This is a genomic window from Brevundimonas sp. TWP1-3, from assembly GCF_049896085.1.
Classification (GTDB): domain Bacteria; phylum Pseudomonadota; class Alphaproteobacteria; order Caulobacterales; family Caulobacteraceae; genus Brevundimonas.
This window is the reverse complement of record NZ_JAFCTP010000003.1, coordinates 78594-96173: the sequence shown is the minus strand read 5'-3', so window position 1 is coordinate 96173 and position 17580 is coordinate 78594. Positions and strand designations below refer to the sequence as shown.

17 protein-coding genes and 1 tRNA gene are annotated in these 17580 nt (G+C 65.8%); 8 read left to right on the top strand and 10 right to left on the bottom strand.

The annotated features are described in order from the left end of the window. Positions 1-97: 97 nt before the first annotated feature. A complete protein-coding gene (gene gatB / locus ACP693_RS16855) occupies positions 98-1600 on the top strand; it encodes an Asp-tRNA(Asn)/Glu-tRNA(Gln) amidotransferase subunit GatB (RefSeq protein ID WP_426016511.1) in 1503 nt (500 codons plus the stop codon). Between the two features lie 132 nt (positions 1601-1732). On the opposite strand, the gene ACP693_RS16850 is transcribed toward gatB, so the two are convergent. The 3 genes from ACP693_RS16850 to ACP693_RS16840 all read right to left on the bottom strand — a co-directional run bounded on the left by ACP693_RS16850 (position 1733) and on the right by ACP693_RS16840 (position 4220). Beyond that, a complete protein-coding gene (locus ACP693_RS16850) occupies positions 1733-2035 on the bottom strand; it encodes a hypothetical protein (protein WP_426016513.1) in 303 nt (100 codons plus the stop codon). Between the two features lie 334 nt (positions 2036-2369). Then, positions 2370-3473 carry an RcnB family protein gene (locus ACP693_RS16845; protein WP_426016514.1) on the bottom strand — a complete coding sequence of 368 codons (1104 nt, stop codon included), beginning with the start codon at positions 3471-3473 and terminating at the stop codon, positions 2370-2372. A 162-nt stretch (positions 3474-3635) separates the two neighbouring features. After that, positions 3636-4220 (bottom strand): RcnB family protein, encoded by a 585-nt coding sequence (locus tag ACP693_RS16840; protein ID WP_426016516.1) that lies wholly within the window; start codon positions 4218-4220, stop codon positions 3636-3638. A gap of 328 nt (positions 4221-4548) precedes the next feature. Between ACP693_RS16840 and ACP693_RS16835 the strand changes: the two genes are divergently transcribed. Beyond that, positions 4549-4854, top strand: coding sequence for a sel1 repeat family protein (locus ACP693_RS16835; RefSeq protein WP_135195394.1), 306 nt, complete (start codon positions 4549-4551; stop codon positions 4852-4854). A gap of 10 nt (positions 4855-4864) precedes the next feature. On the opposite strand, the gene ACP693_RS16830 is transcribed toward ACP693_RS16835, so the two are convergent. Further along, positions 4865-5599: a polysaccharide biosynthesis/export family protein gene (locus ACP693_RS16830; protein WP_426016518.1), complete on the bottom strand. Its 735-nt coding sequence runs from the start codon at positions 5597-5599 to the stop codon at positions 4865-4867. A 122-nt stretch (positions 5600-5721) separates the two neighbouring features. Between ACP693_RS16830 and ACP693_RS16825 the strand changes: the two genes are divergently transcribed. From ACP693_RS16825 to ACP693_RS16810, 4 genes are all read left to right on the top strand, one after another. Next, complete coding sequence (locus ACP693_RS16825; RefSeq protein WP_426016520.1) at positions 5722-7161, top strand: GumC family protein; 1440 nt, start codon at positions 5722-5724, stop codon at positions 7159-7161. Positions 7162-7208: 47 nt separating this feature from the next. Continuing rightward, a complete protein-coding gene (locus ACP693_RS16820) occupies positions 7209-7910 on the top strand; it encodes a hfsB (protein ID WP_425984167.1) in 702 nt (233 codons plus the stop codon). 99 nt (positions 7911-8009) lie between these two features. After that, positions 8010-9674 carry an FAD/NAD(P)-binding protein gene (locus tag ACP693_RS16815; RefSeq protein WP_426016522.1) on the top strand — a complete coding sequence of 555 codons (1665 nt, stop codon included), beginning with the start codon at positions 8010-8012 and terminating at the stop codon, positions 9672-9674. An 11-nt stretch (positions 9675-9685) separates the two neighbouring features. Beyond that, entirely contained in the window at positions 9686-10189 is a 504-nt protein-coding gene (locus ACP693_RS16810; RefSeq protein ID WP_426016524.1) for a DUF1543 domain-containing protein, read from the top strand. A gap of 9 nt (positions 10190-10198) precedes the next feature. Here the strand turns inward: ACP693_RS16810 and ACP693_RS16805 are convergent, their stop codons facing one another. The 4 genes from ACP693_RS16805 to ACP693_RS16790 are packed head-to-tail and all read right to left on the bottom strand — an operon-like array spanning position 10199 to position 15004. Next, the gene (locus ACP693_RS16805) at positions 10199-11131 is read right to left on the bottom strand and encodes a glycosyltransferase family 2 protein (RefSeq protein ID WP_426016526.1); all 933 of its coding nucleotides are present in this window, start codon (positions 11129-11131) and stop codon (positions 10199-10201) included. Between the two features lie 2 nt (positions 11132-11133). Continuing rightward, complete coding sequence (locus ACP693_RS16800; protein ID WP_426016528.1) at positions 11134-12066, bottom strand: glycosyltransferase family 2 protein; 933 nt, start codon at positions 12064-12066, stop codon at positions 11134-11136. After that, positions 12063-13523 (bottom strand): lipopolysaccharide biosynthesis protein, encoded by a 1461-nt coding sequence (locus tag ACP693_RS16795; RefSeq protein ID WP_426016530.1) that lies wholly within the window; start codon positions 13521-13523, stop codon positions 12063-12065. The genes ACP693_RS16800 and ACP693_RS16795 overlap by 4 nt, the downstream gene beginning before the upstream one ends. Continuing rightward, positions 13520-15004: an exopolysaccharide biosynthesis polyprenyl glycosylphosphotransferase gene (locus ACP693_RS16790; RefSeq protein ID WP_426016532.1), complete on the bottom strand. Its 1485-nt coding sequence runs from the start codon at positions 15002-15004 to the stop codon at positions 13520-13522. Before ACP693_RS16790 ends, ACP693_RS16795 begins: the two co-directional genes overlap by 4 nt. 126 nt (positions 15005-15130) lie before the next feature. Here ACP693_RS16790 and ACP693_RS16785 point away from each other — a divergent pair. After that, positions 15131-15222 (top strand) — tRNA-Ser (locus ACP693_RS16785). Positions 15223-15303: 81 nt separating this feature from the next. On the opposite strand, the gene ACP693_RS16780 is transcribed toward ACP693_RS16785, so the two are convergent. Further along, positions 15304-15975, bottom strand: a complete 672-nt coding sequence (locus tag ACP693_RS16780) for a hypothetical protein (protein WP_426016534.1) — start codon at positions 15973-15975, stop codon at positions 15304-15306. Between the two features lie 339 nt (positions 15976-16314). Between ACP693_RS16780 and ACP693_RS16775 the strand changes: the two genes are divergently transcribed. Then, complete coding sequence (locus ACP693_RS16775; RefSeq protein WP_426016536.1) at positions 16315-16848, top strand: hypothetical protein; 534 nt, start codon at positions 16315-16317, stop codon at positions 16846-16848. Positions 16849-16966: 118 nt separating this feature from the next. On the opposite strand, the gene ACP693_RS16770 is transcribed toward ACP693_RS16775, so the two are convergent. Next, a complete protein-coding gene (locus ACP693_RS16770; RefSeq protein ID WP_426016538.1) occupies positions 16967-17188 on the bottom strand; it encodes a hypothetical protein in 222 nt (73 codons plus the stop codon). Positions 17189-17580 lie beyond the last annotated feature (392 nt).

Below are 17580 nucleotides of genomic sequence, written 5' to 3'. Positions count from 1 at the left end.
CGGATTCTCCATTGAGGCGACCGATGTTGAGCGCGATTTCGCGACACCCTCAAGACACCCCCTTTCTCGCCGCCGACGACGGCGCTAGGACGAAGCCATGACCGACACTGTTCCGAACTCGAAAACCATCAAGGGCCGCACCGGCGATTGGGAAATCGTCATGGGGCTGGAAATCCACGCCCAGGTGGCGTCGAAGGCCAAGCTGTTCTCCGGCGCCGCCGTCGGCTTCGGCGCGGGGCCGAACGAGCAGGTGTCGCTGGTGGATGCGGGCTTCCCCGGCATGCTGCCGACGCTGAACAAGCACTGCGTCGAACAGGCGGTGAAGACCGGCCTGGGCCTGCGCGCGCAGATCAACAAGCGCAGCCAATTCGACCGAAAGAACTACTTCTATCCCGATCTGCCGACCGGCTATCAGATCAGCCAGCTCTATTACCCCATCGTGGGCGAAGGCGTGGTCGAGGTGGAGGCCGAGGACGGCAGCTTCTTCAACGTCGGCATCGAGCGGCTGCATCTGGAACAGGATGCGGGCAAGCTGATCCACGACCTGTCGCCGACCGAGAGCTATGTCGACCTGAACCGGGCCGGCACGGCGCTGATGGAGATCGTCTCTCGCCCCGACCTGCGCACGCCGGAAGAGGCGGTGGCCTACGTCAAGAAGATCCGGACCATCCTGATCTATCTGGGCACCTGCGACGGCGACATGGAGAAGGGCAATCTGCGCGCCGACGTGAACGTCTCGGTCTGCCGTGCGGGCAACTACGAGAAGTTCAAGGCCAGCGGCGATTTCAGCTTCCTGGGCACGCGCTGCGAGATCAAGAACGTCAACTCGTTCCGCTTCATCTCCCAAGCCATCCAGTATGAGGCGCGCCGCCAGATCGAGATCCTGGAGGACGGCGGCTCGATCACTCAGGAGACGCGCCTGTACGACCCTACGGCCGGCGAGACGCGCTCGATGCGGTCCAAGGAAGAGGCGCAGGACTATCGCTACTTCCCCGATCCCGACCTGCTGCCGCTGGACCTGGAAGAGGCCTGGATCGCCGAGATCAAGGCGTCTTTGCCCGAACTGCCGGACGACAAGCGCAAGCGTCTGATGGCCGACTACGGCCTGTCGCAATACGACGCCATCGTGCTGATCTCGGAACAGGCCAAGGCGGATTATTTCGAGGCCGCCGCTAAAGGGCGCGACGCCAAGCTGGTCGCCAACTGGGTCACCAACGAGGTTTCGGCGCGCCTGGCGGCGGACAACAAGGACTTCAGCGAGAACACGCTGCCTGCGGCCCATGTGGCGCAACTGGTCGAGCTGATCGAGACGAACGTCATCTCGTCCAAGATCGCCAAGGAAGTGTTCGATCACGTGTGGAACGGCGAGGGTTCGCCGGCCGAGGTGGTCGAGAAGCACGGCCTGAAACAGGTCACCGACACCGGCGCCATCGAGAAGGCCGTGGAGGAGATCATCGCCGCCAACCCCGACAAGGCGGCTGCGGTCGCCGAGAAGCCTCAGGCCCTGGGCTGGTTCGTCGGTCAGGTCATGAAGGCCACGGGCGGCAAGGCCAATCCGGCGGCGGTCAACGACATCCTGAAGGCCAAGCTGGGTCTTTGATGCTTGGGGGCTGCGGCCCCCAAACCCATAGCTGGTAGCTAACGCTCGCGACGCGGTCGCTCGCTGCTTGAGCGACGCGTTCAACTAAAAAGGCCCCGCGGATCGCTCCGCGGGGCCTTTTCAGTTCCGGGCTCAGGCCGACGGGGGCGTGGGCGGGGTCGGCGGTTCGGGGGGAGCCGGCGGTACCGGCGCATCCGGATCGGTGGGCTCCGTCGGCTCGGGGGGCGGCGGCGGCGCAGGTTCCTCGACGGGCGGGGGAGCCGGCGGCGCGGGCGGCGTTGGGGCGTTCGGATCCCACGTCGGCGGGGGCGCAGGATCTTGCGGCTTCTGTTGATCGACGGGGGGCGGCGGGGGAGGCGCGGTCGGGGCTTGCTGAGCCGTCGCGGCGCCGGCCAGCAACAGCGAGGAGGCCAGGGCGGTCAAGGCGATCTTCATAGGACTATCCTTTGCGTGAAAGTGCGTCTTGAAGGCGTTCGGGCGTCGTCGGGGATGACAACGGCAAGCAGGCTCGGACCCTAACGAGGCCGTTTTTCGTCCTCGGTCCGTGGAGTAGTTTTGGGGCGTGGATGTTGGAAAGCGTCTGACAATCAGTTGGCCAAATGCGTTCGTGTGGGGCGGGGATACATGCCGATGCAGTCGCGCATGAGGTCGCGACGCAGCCGTCCAAGGTCACGGCAGGGCCATGTTTGGGCGTTCGGAGACGCGCTGAAGGACGAAAAAGCCCGACAGCCGGGGGCCGTCGGGCTAAAGCTTCGAAATCGTCAGGCGATCACCAGCGCCAAGCGTCACGGATGACATCGACAATATAGCCGTCGTATTCGTCGATCAGATAGATGGTGTTGTCGACGGAAACCCAGCGCGTGCCCTCGGGCGGATAGCCCAGGCCATAGGTGCGCCAGTCGTTCAACTGATAGCGCCAGAAGGTGTCGGGCAGATACTGGCCGACCGACCATGTGCGGTTCCAATACGAGCGCGGGACGCTGTAATAGCCCCAGCCCGGCGCGAAATAGAAGCCGGCGCGGACGCCGCTGTAGCCTCTGAAGCGGTTGTCGTTCCTCCACCAGTCCGAGCGGTGGTTGCGATAGAAGTCACGCCGCCACCGGTCCCCGTTGAAGCGCTGGCGGAACTCGCGATGCTGGCGATCGCGGTCGCGGCCGGTGTTCCAGCCCGAGCCGGGACGGTCGGGGCGTTGACCGCCCGCGTTCGGACGGTCGGGCCGGTTCCATCCGCTGCCGGGACGATCCGGGCGTTGGCCGCTGGTGCTGGGGCGATCAGGACGGTTCCATCCGCCGTCAGGACGGCCGGGGCGTTGGCCGCCCGTATTGGGGCGGTCAGGCCGGTTCCAGCCACCCTCGGGCCGGTCGGGGCGTTGACCACCGGTGTTGGGGCGATCAGGACGGTTCCAGCCACCCTCAGGCCGGTCGGGGCGTTGACCAACAGTGTCGGGACGGTCCGGGCGTTGGCCGCCCGTGGTCGGACGGTCCGGCCGGTTCCAGCCGCCTTCGGGCCGTTCTGGACGTTGGCCGCCGGTGCTCGGACGGTCAGGACGGGTCCAGCCGCTGGGGCGGCCGTTGCTGGTCTGAGGCCGCTCCGGTCGTGCGCCGGCTGTCGGGCGTTCCGCTTGGCCCGTGCTGGTCTCGGGCCGGCTCGGGCGAGACGGAAGCGGCCGCTCGGATTGTTCCGGGGCCGAGGCGAATGGACGCGAGGGACGGTTCTCGCGCGAAATCTGGGGACGCTGCGGACGGTCGGCGTCGCGGTTCGGGCGTTCACGACGCGGCTGGTCTCGCTGTTCCTGAGCCAGGGCCTGAACGGGCGCCGCGAGCGGGCCGGAGACGGCGGCGATGGCGGTGAAAGCCATCAGGAGGCGTTTCATGGTCTTTGGTTCCTGCACGCCGGTTCTCCGGCGGCTTGAGACGATTATCGGCCGGTGGCGATGAACCCAGGCTGAACAACGTTCGCAATCAAGGTGCTGCACGAAAAACAGAACCCCGCAGACAAGGCCTGCGGGGTCCGAGACGTCGATCTGTCGTGCGGTCTAGTAGACGCCGGACAGGACGCTGGCGATCAGGCCGCTGGCGACGGCGATCAACAGGATGTCGTTGCCGGCGTGGACGTAGCGATAGCCGCGGGGGGCTTGGCGAAGGCCGTAGACGTAAGGATCGCGCACATAGTAGCTGCGATACTGGTGGGGCAGGTAGCCACCCGTGCGCCAGCGATAGCCGCTGTAGCGCGGCTCGACGCGGTAGTAGCCGTAGCTGGGCGCATACCAGTAGCCCGCGCGCGGACCATTGTAGCCACGGAAGTCGGAGCGCCCGCGCCACCAGTTGCTGTTGTTGCGATCCCAGCGGTCGTTGCGCCAGTCACGGCGGTCGTCACGGCGCTCGTCGCGATAGTCACGACGGTCGTCGCGGCGGTCCTGACGATAGTCCTGGCGGTTGTCGTAGCGGCCGTTGCGCCAGTCGCGGTTATCGTTACGGCGTTCCTGACGGAAATCGCGGCGGTCGTCGCGGCGATCCTGGCGATATTCGCGGCGGTCGCGATCCTGCGCCTGGACGAGCATCGGCACGGCCGTGGTCGACAGGGCGATGGCGACGACGGCGGCCTTGGTGAGGCGGTTCATCTTCGTGCTCCATTCTGGGCCGCCGACGGAGATGCCGAACCGACCCGTTAATGACGTTGAAGGTCGGATTCCGCGCCTGAACGCCCGCTGAACGATCGCGTCAGGTTTGCACGGCCGCGTCGCGGCGGGCGCCTGGGCGATGCGGGCAGTCGTAAACGAAAGATTTCCGAGAGATTTCCGAAGCCTGAAACCCGCCGGAAGTATTCATTCCTGCTTTACTGAAAAGTCCGCAAGGGCCATTCGCCCGTTAACTTTAACTTCAAACCACGGGTATTTGATGGCGTCTCAGAGGCGGGCCCAGAATGGCGCCCGATCAGGAGATACGGTGATGACCGCGCAAGAATTGGCGCACGACCTGCAGGCCCCGCAAGACGGTCTGCCGCTGCCGACCCCGGACATGTCCGGCGACGACCTGTTCAAACTGGGCATGATGTATTCGGCCGGTTCGGGCGGTTGCCCGATGGACCGGGTGTCGGCCCACATGATCTTCAACCTGGCGGCCATGAAGGGCTCGATCGAGGCGCGCGTCTATCGCCGCGAGATGAGCATGGAGATGGAGCGCGAGGAGATCGCCGAAGCCCAGAAGGCCGCGCGGCGCTACATCGACCAGGGCGTGGTTCAGCTGGTCGCCTGAAGCGACCCGTTCAGAACTGTGCGAAGCCGCTGCCGTTCGATCCGTTGATCGAATAGCTGAAGCCGATGGGCAGGGCGGCGCGCACCTGGGTGAAGAAGGCCGCCAGTTCGCCCAGGGTCGAACGCGGCACGAAGATGATGTCGCCCCGGCGCAGGGGAACGACCTCGCCGCGACGCGGACGCAGGTCAACGACGCGCATCATGCGCGACCCGCCCGGACCACGACGGATCAGGGCCACGCTGTCCTGGCGTGACGTGGGCGCGAAGCCGCCGGCCTGGATGACCGCCTGATAGGCGTCCAGATCGCCGATCATTTCGAAGACGCCCGGCGTGCGAACCTCGCCATCGACCCAGACACGGATCGGGCCGGCCTGGCGCAAGGTCAACTCGACCGTAGGCCGCACCAGTTGCGGCGCATAGGCCGCCGAGACGACCTGCTGCAGCTGGGGCAGGGTGCGATCCGCCGCCATGACCGATCCGATCAGGGGCAGGGCGATCCGGCCGTCCGGGCCGATCCTTACCGTGCGGGTCAGTTCCGAGGCCGTGGGGGTGGCCACCTCGATCTCGTCGCCGGGATAGAGCAGATATTCCGGCTCCTGATCCGTCCAGTCGGCGAAGGGAATGCCGGGATAGTCGCCGTTCATCGGGCGTTCGACGCGCTGCGGGCCGCTGGCGCACGCCGCCAAGGACGCGGCGAGGGAGGCTGAACCCAGGGTCAGCAGGAACAGGCGGCGATCTGACAGCATGAGAATCGGTCGGCCTCGACGAGGAGATTTGAGGCAACCTCGCCGGTTATGGGTAATCATCGGTTAACGCCGGTGGGCGAAGGGTGGCGAGAACAAGCCTTTCAAGGGATTCGGCCCGCTCTATGCGTTCCACGGCACACGTCACGGCAAGACCACGCTACGGCGTGCTGGACGTCATCGGCCTGCTGTTCCGCGAGCTGTTGCTGATGATCGTGGTCTTCGTCGTGATCCTGGCCTTGGGTTTCGCGGCGGCGATGACGCTGAAGAAGAGCTATACCGCCACCGGATCGGTCTTCGCCGGGGTGGGGCAGGAATACGTCTATCAGCCGCGCGTCGGCACAGCCGAGCGGGGCCAGGCGCCGCAGGGCGACGAGGTCGCCAACTCCGAAGCCGCCATCCTGGGATCGGGCGCGGTGCGTCAGAAGGTGGTCGAGGCCCTGGGCCCCGCCGCCATCCTGGGCGAGGCGCCCAAGGTCGGACCGCAGAAGGCCGAAGCCGCCGCGCGGCGCGTGATCGGAACCAGCCTGGACATCGCCACCGCGCCGGGCAGCGCTGTGATCCGCCTCAGCTACAAGGCCGACGATCCCGAGCAGGCGGCGCGGGTGCTGAATACCATCATCGAACAGTATCTGGTCTATCGCCGCGAGGTGTTTCAGGACAAGACGCCGGCCATCGCCAGTCAGCGCGTCGCTTTCGAGGACGAGCTGGGCAATGCGGACCGGGCCTATGAAAACTTCCTGATGTCCAACGACATCGGCGATTTCGCAGCGGCCAAGGCGACGCTGGCGGCGACCTATCAGACGATCTTCACCGACCGGATGTCGACGCAGAGCCTGTTGAACCAGACCGCCCAACGGCTGAACACCCTGGTCGCGCAGCAGGCGGGCACGCCGGCGGAAGTGGCCCTGCAACAGGATCTGAACATTTCGGCCCAGGATCAGGTGCTGCAACTGCGCACCGAGCGCGAGCAGCTGCTGTCGCGCTATCAGCCCGACGCCCAGCCGGTGAAGGACATCGAGGCCCGGATCAGCCAGCTTCAGGCCTATGTCGCGACCGGCACGGCCGTGGGCGCCAAGGAAGTCCGCACCGGACCGAACCCCGTCTGGACCGAGCTGGAGACGACGCGGATCAATACGCGGGCCGAGCGGGACTCGCTGGCGGCGCGGCTGGCGGTCCTGGATCGGCAACTGAACGACATTCGCGCCCGCCAGACGCGGCTGACCGCGCTGGAGTCCGAGAACTCGACCCTGGCCGGCAATCGCGAGGTGCTGAGCGCCTCGATCCGCGAGTTCCAGCAGCGCGAGACCCAGAGCCGCGCCGACAACGCCCTGGTCGCGGCCGGCGCCGACAATGTCACCGTCATCGAACGCGCCCAGCCGCCGTCGACGGGCAAGAGCCTGAAAATTCCACTGCTGGCGGCGGTCTTCCTGTTCGCGGGCTTTACCGCCTTGTGCATCGGCCTGCTGCGGGTCTTCACGCGGCGTGGCTTCACCACGCCGGCCTCGATGAGCCGGACTCTGGACATGCCGGTTCTGGCCGTCGCGCCCGCCAAGGCGGCGTAACCAAAGCCGTGCTAGGCTGAGGGCTTAGGGAGCGCCTTGGCGATTCGATGGTCGATCTGACTTCAGAAATGGCGGGCCTTTGGGCGGCGCTGGGACCGGCGCCGGCGCATCGCGCGCGCGTGATCCAGTTCGCCTCGGCCGCGACCGGCGAGGGCGTCTCGACCGTGGCGCGCGAGTTTGCGCGTCTGGCGGCCGTGCGGGCGAGAAAACCCGTCTGGCTGATCGACGGCGACCTGGCCCAGCAGGGACAACTGGAGACCGTCTCGGCCGAGCCGGATCGGTTCGGTCAGGTCGGCAAGGCGGCGCAGGCCTCGCCTGACGGATCCAGCTTCTACGCCGTGACGCCGCGCGTGACGGGGCGCGACGGCAAGCCGGTGCCGGATTCGCGGTTGCTGACGGCGCGATCGTGCCTGGGCGGACGGCTGTGGGTCACGCATTTTCACATGGAGGCGCTGCGGTCCGGGCACCGGGTCGAGGCGATCGGAGAGCCCCGCTACTGGGAGGCGCTGCGGCCCCATGCGGACACCATCGTCATCGACGCCCCTGCCGCCGACCGCAACGACATGGCGATCATCCTGGCGCCCTTTGTGGATATGACGGTGCTGGTGGTCGCGGCCGAGAGCACGGCGGCCAGCGCCCCGGTCATCCTGCGCGACGAGATCGAGGCTGTGGGGGGGCGGATCGCCGGGGTGGTCATGAACCGCTCGACCTACAAGCCGCCCAGCTTTTTGCAGCGGCTGACGGGCTGACAGTGTACGATTCCGCAAGTTCGCGTAGGAAATTAGTGGGTTGAGCTGAAAGCTGACGGATCTGCGGCGCCTTTGCGCGCGTCGCGCATTGTGGGGGCCATGACCACGTCAATCGCCTTCGTAGGAGCCGGGCCGACAACCCTCTATGCTCTGCACGCCCTCCTCGCTGAGGGCGCCGGTTCGGCGCGCATCACCGTCTTTGAGGCAAACAAGGTCGCCGGGTGCGGCAGTCCTTACAGTCCGGACTGGAACGATCGGGCGATGCTGTCGAACATCGCCAGTATCGAGATCCCCCCTCTGTACGACACTCTGGCGGACTGGCTGGGCGCACGGACGAGCACCGAGCTTGAGGCGCTGGATATCGACCGCGCTTCGCTGGACGAGCGCACCTTCGTGCCGCGCATCGCCCTGGGCCAGTATTTTGAAAGCCAGTTCGCGATCATGGTGGAACGGGCCCGGGCCGCGGGGGTCATGATCGACGTCAAGACGGGCTGTCGCGTCGTCGACGCCGCGAACAGAAAGGCGGGCGTGGAGTTGTCGTTCATGTCCCCGCCCTCGCGGCGAACGACCAAGGCGGTGTTCGATCATGTCGTTCTGGCGACCGGTCATCAGTGGCCATCTCGCCAGCATGCCCAGCCCGGCTATTTTCTCAGCCCGTGGCCGGCCTCGGTCCTCGCGGAACTTCCAGCGACGACCGTCGGCATCCGTGGCTCGTCCCTGACAGCCATCGACACGACGGTCGCGCTGGCCACGTCGCATGGCGAGTTCGTCCAATGCGACGGACGGCTGGTTTATCAGTCGATGCCGGGGGCGGACGGCTTTCACATCACCATGATGTCGCGCAAGGGCCTTCTGCCGGAGGCCGATTTCTACTTCCCCTTGCCGCATCCGCCGCTTGAGCATTGCACCCCCGAGGCGGTCGCGGCCGCAGTGAACAGAGGCCCGGCGGGGCTGCTTGATGCGGTCTTCGATCTGTTTCGAAGGGAATTGATCCAGATCGATCCCGGCTACGCCGCCGAGACAGGACTGGACCAAGCCACGCTGGAGACGTTCGCCGAGGCGTATTTCGCCCGGCGCGCAGCGGTCGATCCCTTCGTTTGGGCCGCCGCCAACCTGAAGGAGGCGCGGGCGAACCACACGGCTCAGGTCACCGTGCCGTGGCGCGACGCCATCCTTCGCATGCACGAGATCGTCGCCGTCATCGTCCCTCATCTGGATACAGGCGAGTTCGACCGTTTCAGCCGCGTGTTCAAGCCGATCTTCGTCGATATCTATGCCGGCGTGCCGCATGAATCGATCGAGCGAATGCTGGCCCTGCACGCGGCGGGCAAGCTTGAGGTTCTGGCGGTCGGCGACGACTATGCGGTCGATACGCGTTGCCCTGAGGGCGGGGCGCGCGTGACGATCGGTGGGGCGACCCGGCACTTCCCCGTCTTCATCGAGGCGACGGGACAGCCGGCGCTGGGCGGCATCCAGTTCCCGTTCCTGTCGCTGCTGGAACAAGGAATCGTCCGAGACGAGGTCGCCAATGACGCGCCGGATGTCGTCAGGGGGATCGCCGTCGATGATCTGTTCCGCCCGGTCAGTGCGCCGCTGCCCATGGACCGACTGTTCTGTCTCAGCCTGCCCTTCCTGATGGGGCGCTATCCCTTCGCGCAAGGCATCACCAGTTCGCACGAGATGGGCGGGATCGTCGGTCGGCGACTGGCGTTGATCATGAATACCGCAAAGCCTGCGGTCGATCTCGCCGAGACGGCGGCCTGACGTGAGGATAAATGAGACTTTTTGCGATCTATATCGGCGGAGAGCATCCGGGCGCGAACATTGAGGTGCATGACATGCGTTTCATCGCCGCGCCGACAATCGAGGCGACGCATGAGACATTGCTCGCCCAGTGGTGGGGGCGTGAGGGTACGCTGCACATCGACTGCTGGTCGGAGCTTTCGCAAGCGGACGGCTATGAGATCAGCCTTCTGCCCGAGCCCTACGAGGGCAAGGAAAAACTCTATTACGTGAACCTCGGGGGCTATGACGGCGTGGCCTTCGCCGAGCAGCACCGGAATGTCTTCGTCGTCGCCGACAGCCTGCCTGCGGCCAAGGCTCGCGCCATCAAACAGGCGACGGGATGGACCGACGCGCATCGCGACGAAATGTACGAGGCAGAGCAGGCCTTCGCACTGGACGATGCCGCTCAGGCCGAACGGCTACATATTCACCTGAAGCCGAGCCTGATGACCGGCGATCCAAACTTCACCTGCCATTATACTCCGATCCGCTGAACCGCGAGGTCAGGCTTCAGGGCGGCCGAGCATCGCTGAGCCATAGAGTTTCGGCTCGAATCCATTGGTCCAAAGTACCTTGCCGAGGCCCCGGGCGCAGCGGTCGTAGGTGTGTGCGCGGTCGGGGCGGCGCAGGAGGGCGGACGCGAGCGACAGGGCGCCCCAGACGCCGGTCTGGGCCAGGCCGACCAGCATCCATTTGACGACGCCGGGCCAGTCGCGGCGGGCGGCGGCCATCTGGGTCGGGCTCTGGCCATAGGCGAAGGCGCGGGTCAGGGCGTAGTTCAGGGTGGCGCGGTGGGGCGGGGCGAACTCGTCCGCCCAGGCCTCGGCGGCCCAGCCGAACCGGCCGCCACGCGCCGAAACGGCCGTGAAGAGCCGGTCGTCCTCGCCCCCCGTCTCGTTCATGGCGATATCGAAGGGCGCGTCGCCGGGCAGGGCGGTCGCGCGCACCATCAGACTGTTGCCGCAGCCGTGGATGACGTCGGTCAGGCCGGTCTCGCGCGGGCCGTCACGGCCGAAGAACCGCTCCAGATAGGTGGTGGTCCAGCCGGTGTCAGCCGGCACACGCCCGCGAATGGGGCCGAAGACGACATCGGCGCCGGTCTGGCCTTGCGCGTCCAGCAGGGCGGCGAGCCAGCCGGGCGAGGCGGCCTCGTCGTCGTCCAGGAAGGCGATCAGGGGCGCGTCGGTCGCCGACAGGCCGATGTTGCGAGCGGTCGCCACGCCGGGGACGGGGGCGTGGACGTAGGTCAGGGGGACGGGCGCCTCGCCGCGCAGGCGCTCGATCAGGACGGCGGCGGAACCTTGCGGGTCGTTGTCGGCGATGACGACGGCGGCGACGCGGTCCAGCGATCCAGTCTGTACGAAGACGGAGCGCAGAGCGCGCTCCAGGCTGTCGGGGCGGCGCAGGGTGGGGATGATGACGGCGACATCGCGCATGGTCAGACGGCGTCCGCATAGACGGCGGCGCGGTAGAGCCTGAGCGCGAAGGCGCGGGCCTTGACCGGCAGGACCGTCGTCAGGGCGGCCTGTTTCATCAGGCGGCGCGCCAGGGGCAGGGCGGGCAGGCGTTTCAGGGCGCGCGCGGCCTTGTAGCTGGGATAGGTCTGGACGATGGCGGGATGCAGGGCGACGACGCGGGCGAAGTTGCCGGCGCCCTGGTCGAACTTGCGCGCCAGATCCTCGACGGTATCCAGGCCCATGTGGGTGGCGGGATTGTCGATGTGGACGACGGGGAACCGGCGCGAGACGCGCATGGCCCACTCCACATCCTCCCAGCCCCAGCCGCTGAAACCGGGATCGAACGATTCGGCGGCGAAGACGTCGCGGCGCACCAGCAGGTTGGAGGTGTAGACGTATTTCTCGGGCGTCAGGGCGCGCTGGGACGCCGGCAGGCATTCCGAGGCGCCGGACAGGGCGCGGTGGACGGCGAACCGCGCGTCGGTCGGGGCCTGATCGAGAGAAAAGCCGCCAAAGGCCACGGCGGGCGCGTCCTGGGCGAACAGGCGCAGCCAGGTTTGAAGGAAGATCGGGGTGTCGGGCCGCATGTCGCTGTCGAGGAACAGATAGGCTTCGCCTCGGGCGGCGGTGGTGAGGCGGTTTCGTCCCCTAGCCCGGCCCTCGTTGGCGACCAGGCTGATCAGGCGCACGGGCAGTTCTAGGGCGTCGAGGGTCGCCTGAAGCCGCGCCGTCAGATCGGCGTCGGCGGTGCCGTCGTCCAGCAGGATCAATTCGACCGCACCGGACAGGGCGGAGGCCTCGGTGTCCAGCCGGCGCAGCAGGGCCTGGGGATCGTCGCGCAGGAAGGGGATCAGGACCGAAATGGTCGGCTTCGCCTGCGACCAGGCGGCGTTGTCGTGGATATGGGCGCTCATGCCGTCACGCTCAGGCGCGCGCGGATCAGGCGCATTAGCACGTCGCGGACGCCTGCGGCGTTCAGCGTCAGGGCGACGACGGCATAGACAACTCCACCCACGCCGGCATCCAGCATCAACTCCACGAACCCGCCGATGGGCGGCAGCAGCCAGACCACCCCGGCCATAACGGTGGAGGCTATTCCACACCGAATCAGCGCCTCCCACGGCATCGGCAGGGCGATGGCGCGGCGGCTGAGTAGCAGGCAGGCGATCAGGCCGATGGCGAAGCTGGCGGCGGTGGAGACGGCGGCGCCGAGGACGCCCAGCCGGGGGATCAGAATCAGGTTCAAAGCGACGTTGCACAGCGCCGGAATGGCCATGGTGACCAGCAGCAGGCCGGTCTTCTTGCCCAGGGTGAAGCCGAAGCCGAAATAATAGGCGATCATGCCGGACAGGAAGGACGAGGCCGCGATCCACGGCGTGACCAGCGCAGCGGCGGCGCGCAGATCCTGGCCGATCATCAGTTCCGCCATCGGTCGTGCGACCATCGACAGACCGACGGCGGCAGGCAGGCCGATCAGGATCAGGGTCGATCCCTGCTCCAGCGCCGTGCGACGCAGGGCCTCGCGGCCCCCGCGCTCCAGCGCCATGACCATGGCCGGCGCCCCGGCCGCGCCCAGCCAGATGAAGATGACGTCCAGGGTGCGGTTCGCCAGGCTGTAGCTGGCGTGATAGGCGCCGACCGCCCCGGCATCCATGAAGGCGGCCAGCAGGAACCGATCCGTTGAGGCCAGCACCACGGCCAGCGTCAGCGACGCCGCGATGGGATAGCCGTAGGCCGCATAGGCCTTGAGCCGCGCTCGATCAACCGTTCCGCCGGTCGCCTGGCGCAGCTCGCCGGGCAGGATGAAGGGCAGGGCGAACAGGGGGGCGATGGCCAGGCCCAGCAGGGGCGAGGCCGCGCCGGCCCCGGCGACGGCGAACCCTGCGCCGACCAGAAAGCCCAGAATGGAGACGCCGATGTCGACACGGGCGGCCTTGGACACCTCGCCTGCCGCCCGGAAACGCTCCTGCGCCAGCTTGGCCAGGTTGCGGACCGGCGCGCCGGCCAGGCCGAAGGCGACGGCGATCTTGAGCGCAGGCGGCAGGGGCGCCAGCCACACCACCAGGGCGGCGATGGGGGTGAAGACGGCGATGATGGCGAAGGAGGTACGGTACAGGCTGGCGAAATGGGCGGCCAAGCCCTGGGGCGTGCGCTCGGCCGCCCAGAAGCGGGCCATCGACGCCTCCAGCCAGCTGAAGGTCACGGTGTGGGCCAGGGTGGTGACCGAAAACGCCAGGGCGTAGTGGCCGAAGTCGTCGGGGCTGAGCAGGCGCGTGAAGACGAAGATGGTCAGGAACCCGACCACCCCCTGGACGATCTGGGCCGGCAGATAGCCCCAGACGCCGCGCCAGAACATGCGCTGTTCGCTCAACGCACGGCCGCCCGGTCGCCCAGCAGGACGGGGATGGTGACGGCGATGACCCACAGGTCCAGCCAGAAGGACTGGCGTTCGATATATTCGATGTCCAGCTGGACGCGCTCACGCACCTGGGCCTCGGTGTCCACCGGCCCGCGCGATCCCTTGATGGCGGCCCAGCCGGTCATGCCGGGCTTGATGCGGTGGCGGTGGGCGTATTCGGCGACCAGCAGGGCGGACTCGGTCTCGCCGGTCTTCATGCCGATGGCGTGGGGGCGGGGACCGACCAGGGACATCTCGCCCGACAGGACGTTGAAGATCTGGGGCAGCTCATCCAGGCTGGTGGCGCGGATGAAACGGCCCACGCGGGTGACGCGGTCGTCGCCGGGGCAGACCTGGCGGCTGGCGGTGGCGTCGGCGGCGTCATGACGCATCGAGCGGAACTTCCACACCACGATGGTCTCGTGATTGAAGCCGTGGCGGCGCTGGCGGAAGAGGATCGGACCCGGGCTGTCCAGACGCACCGCCAAGGCGACCAGGGCCATGATCGGGGCGGCGACCACCAGGGCGACCGCGCCGATCAGCAGATCCTGCATCCGCTTGTTGAAGGCCCGCCTATCGGAATCGGCCGGCCCGTCCAGCGACGCCAGCGGCGCATTGGCCAGCCGGTTCAGCACGCCGTCACGACCCAGTTCCGAATCGACCAGCACCGTCAGCGGATTGGGCAGGGCGTTCAGACGTTGCGTCAGATCGCGCACCCGCTGACCCGCATTGGGATCGATGGCCAGGACAATCCGGTCCACATAGGGGGTCATGCGATGGGTCAGCAGGGCGTTGGCGTCGCCCAGCACCGGCACGCCGGCGACGCTGTCCGGCGAACGGGCCAGCCGATCGTCGAACACGCCCAGCACATTCATGTCGCGCCGCTCCAGCGCCCGCTCGATCAGAGTCTGGGCGTTCCGGGTGGCGCCGACGATGACGATATTGGGCGACAGGGCGCCAAGACGCCGCCAACGGGCGATCACCGCCAGCCACAGCCCATGCAGCACGATCAGGGCCGCTGTCGTCGTCAGCGCCCAAGGCGCGACGATGTCCAGAGCCGGTCGATCCAGCAGCCATCCCAGGATCAGGGCGACGCCGGCCGAGACCACGCCGACCCCCGCAACCCCTGCCAGATGCAGGGTCCAGGGCGTGTCGCGACCGAATCGATAAAGCTGCAGCGCCCGCATCGACACGAGGACCAGCACTGCGCCTCCGATGACGGGTGCGGCGTCGCCGACGGTGATGTCGGCCAAGCCCATGGGCTGGATCGCCAGGATCGCGCCCAAAGCCAGACCGACGACCACCAGCACATCGACGAGCCTGAAATAGTGGGCCGACAGCCGCACGGTCGACCGCTGGCGCGCATTCAGCCACACCTCAGGGCGGAACGGCCCACGCGAGGCCCGCCCCTTGGGCGGCGCGTCGGCGGCGAGACTGGCGGGGCGGTCGAGCAAAGGGCGATCCAGAGGCGAAGAACGGCCGCGACATTGCCGGTATCGCCTCTATGTCGCGTTAACGTGGACACTTTCGCCCGAACCGGATTGCGCGACGCATCAGCCTCCGCTATCGACGCCGTCGCAGGAGACGTGGCCGAGTGGCTGAAGGCAACGGTTTGCTAAATCGTCGTACCCCGTAAGGGGTACCGAGGGTTCGAATCCCTCCGTCTCCGCCATTTTCTTTTAAATACAATGAAATCAACCGCTTAAGGCGGGTGGGCGGGCGGCTGTGTGACGCTTTGTGTGACACGTATCGCTTAGCCGAGGGCCTCTGCGATCTGCTGCTGATTCCATCGGGCGTCGATGAAGGGGCAGGGGTAGTTTGGCCCTACTTCATCCTCTTCAGCGCTTGCGAAGAATGTCCGCGCTGCCTCATGTAGATTTGCGGGGATGATCAGGAAGGCGACATCATCGGATGTGAATCGAAGGTCGCCTATGTGCCGCCATTCGCGTTCCCATTCGAAGTTGTAGTTGCCTCCAACAGCATCGACGAATGGCGTCATTGACCAGATGGGCGCGTTAGGATTGCCTCGTCCTGCGGCCATGAGCGCATGAACGCTGTGATATAGCGGCTGATCTCGGTAGGCGTAGAGAATGGGGTTGCCGCCACGAGAGACAATGAAGCTCTTGCGAAAAACGATGCCTAGTTCGGAGCGTCTATTTGCGATCCGTCCAAGGTAATGGAGCGGAGTTTCGCTGAAGCACACGGTCCTTTGTGAGCTAGGATCAGGAGCATTTTCCCTCGCGATGCCGAAACTGTTGAATGCCCGGATCACTTGTCCGCTGAGGATGCCCATAATCGTGTCGTAGTCTGAGCGGCCATCATACTGTTTGGCAAAATGCACCACGTAGTCGGACATATCCGGCCACGACGGATTGTTGGTCTGAACCAAGTGGGCGGAACGGTTAGCGACGGGAACGATAGCCATAAGGTATCATGACCTATCCAAATCGGCCCGCCGAGATGGAAAGTGGATAAGTGAACAAACAGGCAACATTTGTCTTTGAGCGATATGGGCCATGTGGTTTGCTTGCTGTCGGTCGTGGCTGACGGAGGCGAGAATGAACCTGGACGAAGAGACTGCCCGCATCTTGGACACTCTCAAGGGAGTGGACCTGTCGAGTTCCGATGGTCGTGCGGGGATTGGTAGACTGCTGGCAGAAATCGAACGCCGCGCGCCTGGTGCTATCCTACAATCGGCGTCCCGGATCGAGCTGCGTCGCGTCGTTCGATGCAATGTCGCTGCGATAGAGCATGAGGCGAACCTATGATGGTTCCGAAGGAATGGCGGGCTGTCATCAGCCCGTGGACGCCGGATCAGGACTTGGCGAGGGTGCTGATGCTTCGCGCTTCCATCCTATGGAGCTACAGCCACATTGAGCAGAAGCTGACCTATCTGGCGATCCGCTGTTCGCATGAATCGGAGTATCGCGACCTTGCAGAGAAACCGCCATTCACCCCGGCATCAAGGATCAAGTTCCTTCGCAGAGTGCTGGATACGCAAGGCCCTCTTTCAGCAAGCCGATCCTTGGGCCTTTCGATCCTTGATCGGTTCGATCAGGGCCGGGACATTCGGAATCAAATGGCCCACGCGGACATGAGCGTGCTTCCCGGAATAGCCCGTTTCGATGAAATCGTTATCTCGAACGGCGAGATCGTCCACCGGGACACGCCCTATTACGCGGGCCAGCTTGAGCGGATAGCCATCAAGGCGGCGAGGTTCAGTAAGGCGATCCAGCGCATCCACTACAAGCTGTTTCAAGATACCCCTCTGTCATCAGATGAGGAATCGGAAGGCTAAGCCGAGCCGTTTCAAGGAACCTTCGCGTTGACCTCACTTTGAGCATCTTGGATGCCACCAAGGATGTCTACGAGGCTTGTTTTAATGAACTCGCGCAGTTCCACAGTTTCTCTCCCGTTTAGCTTACGGCGGTATATGTGGCGTTGATCGCGTCGGCGAAAGGGTCCCCGCCTTTCGATCCACCCTTTGTCACATCCCGGCTCTTCGCGGCCATGCCGAGTTTGATCGCGGTCGCTTCGGCGCTGACCTGTAGAACGGGACCGAGTTCGCGCCACAACCTTTGACGCGCCACATCGGCGAGGTTCGGGTCGTTGAGCGCGCCCACTTCCTGAGCGGCCAAACGTCCACGACGGCTGAAGTCAAATCCTGCGACCCAAGCCGCATCAGGGAAATTGTCAGGGAATCATAGCGCCGAAGATTTCGCGCCACGCCGACAAGACGGTCGCGCTGACGTGATCATTCTTGGAGACAGGGAGCGGGTTTTTTTTCATTTCGACGCCGATAATCGTGTCGTAGGGTCCAGCCCTGCTTCAAGCACTCTTTCGAGCAGCGTCGATGCAAGCGGCTGGGTCATGGTCGGGCTCAATTCTGAACGCTACAGCTTTCCGGTGGAATTCCTACAAGGGGGCTGAGCCAATAAGCTTCAGTGTTGCGCCGCCAAGATAAGAGCTAGATTCTAGTTTTGGCGAACAGCTTGTGCGGCCGACTGGCGTCGAGTTGCTAACAAGCAAT

Excerpts from the sequence above, each read along its gene's own strand:
- gatB (WP_426016511.1), top strand. The coding sequence starts at position 98 with ATGACCGACACTGTTCCGAACTCGAAAACCATCAAGGGCCGCACCGGC.
- ACP693_RS16850 (WP_426016513.1), bottom strand. The coding sequence starts at position 2,035 with ATGAAGATCGCCTTGACCGCCCTGGCCTCCTCGCTGTTGCTGGCCGGC.
- ACP693_RS16845 (WP_426016514.1), bottom strand. The coding sequence starts at position 3,473 with ATGAAACGCCTCCTGATGGCTTTCACCGCCATCGCCGCCGTCTCCGGC.
- ACP693_RS16840 (WP_426016516.1), bottom strand. The coding sequence starts at position 4,220 with ATGAACCGCCTCACCAAGGCCGCCGTCGTCGCCATCGCCCTGTCGACC.
- ACP693_RS16835 (WP_135195394.1), top strand. The coding sequence starts at position 4,549 with ATGACCGCGCAAGAATTGGCGCACGACCTGCAGGCCCCGCAAGACGGT.
- ACP693_RS16830 (WP_426016518.1), bottom strand. The coding sequence starts at position 5,599 with ATGCTGTCAGATCGCCGCCTGTTCCTGCTGACCCTGGGTTCAGCCTCC.
- ACP693_RS16825 (WP_426016520.1), top strand. The coding sequence starts at position 5,722 with ATGCGTTCCACGGCACACGTCACGGCAAGACCACGCTACGGCGTGCTG.
- ACP693_RS16820 (WP_425984167.1), top strand. The coding sequence starts at position 7,209 with ATGGTCGATCTGACTTCAGAAATGGCGGGCCTTTGGGCGGCGCTGGGA.
- ACP693_RS16815 (WP_426016522.1), top strand. The coding sequence starts at position 8,010 with ATGACCACGTCAATCGCCTTCGTAGGAGCCGGGCCGACAACCCTCTAT.
- ACP693_RS16810 (WP_426016524.1), top strand. The coding sequence starts at position 9,686 with ATGAGACTTTTTGCGATCTATATCGGCGGAGAGCATCCGGGCGCGAAC.
- ACP693_RS16805 (WP_426016526.1), bottom strand. The coding sequence starts at position 11,131 with ATGCGCGATGTCGCCGTCATCATCCCCACCCTGCGCCGCCCCGACAGC.
- ACP693_RS16800 (WP_426016528.1), bottom strand. The coding sequence starts at position 12,066 with ATGAGCGCCCATATCCACGACAACGCCGCCTGGTCGCAGGCGAAGCCG.
- ACP693_RS16780 (WP_426016534.1), bottom strand. The coding sequence starts at position 15,975 with ATGGCTATCGTTCCCGTCGCTAACCGTTCCGCCCACTTGGTTCAGACC.
- ACP693_RS16775 (WP_426016536.1), top strand. The coding sequence starts at position 16,315 with ATGATGGTTCCGAAGGAATGGCGGGCTGTCATCAGCCCGTGGACGCCG.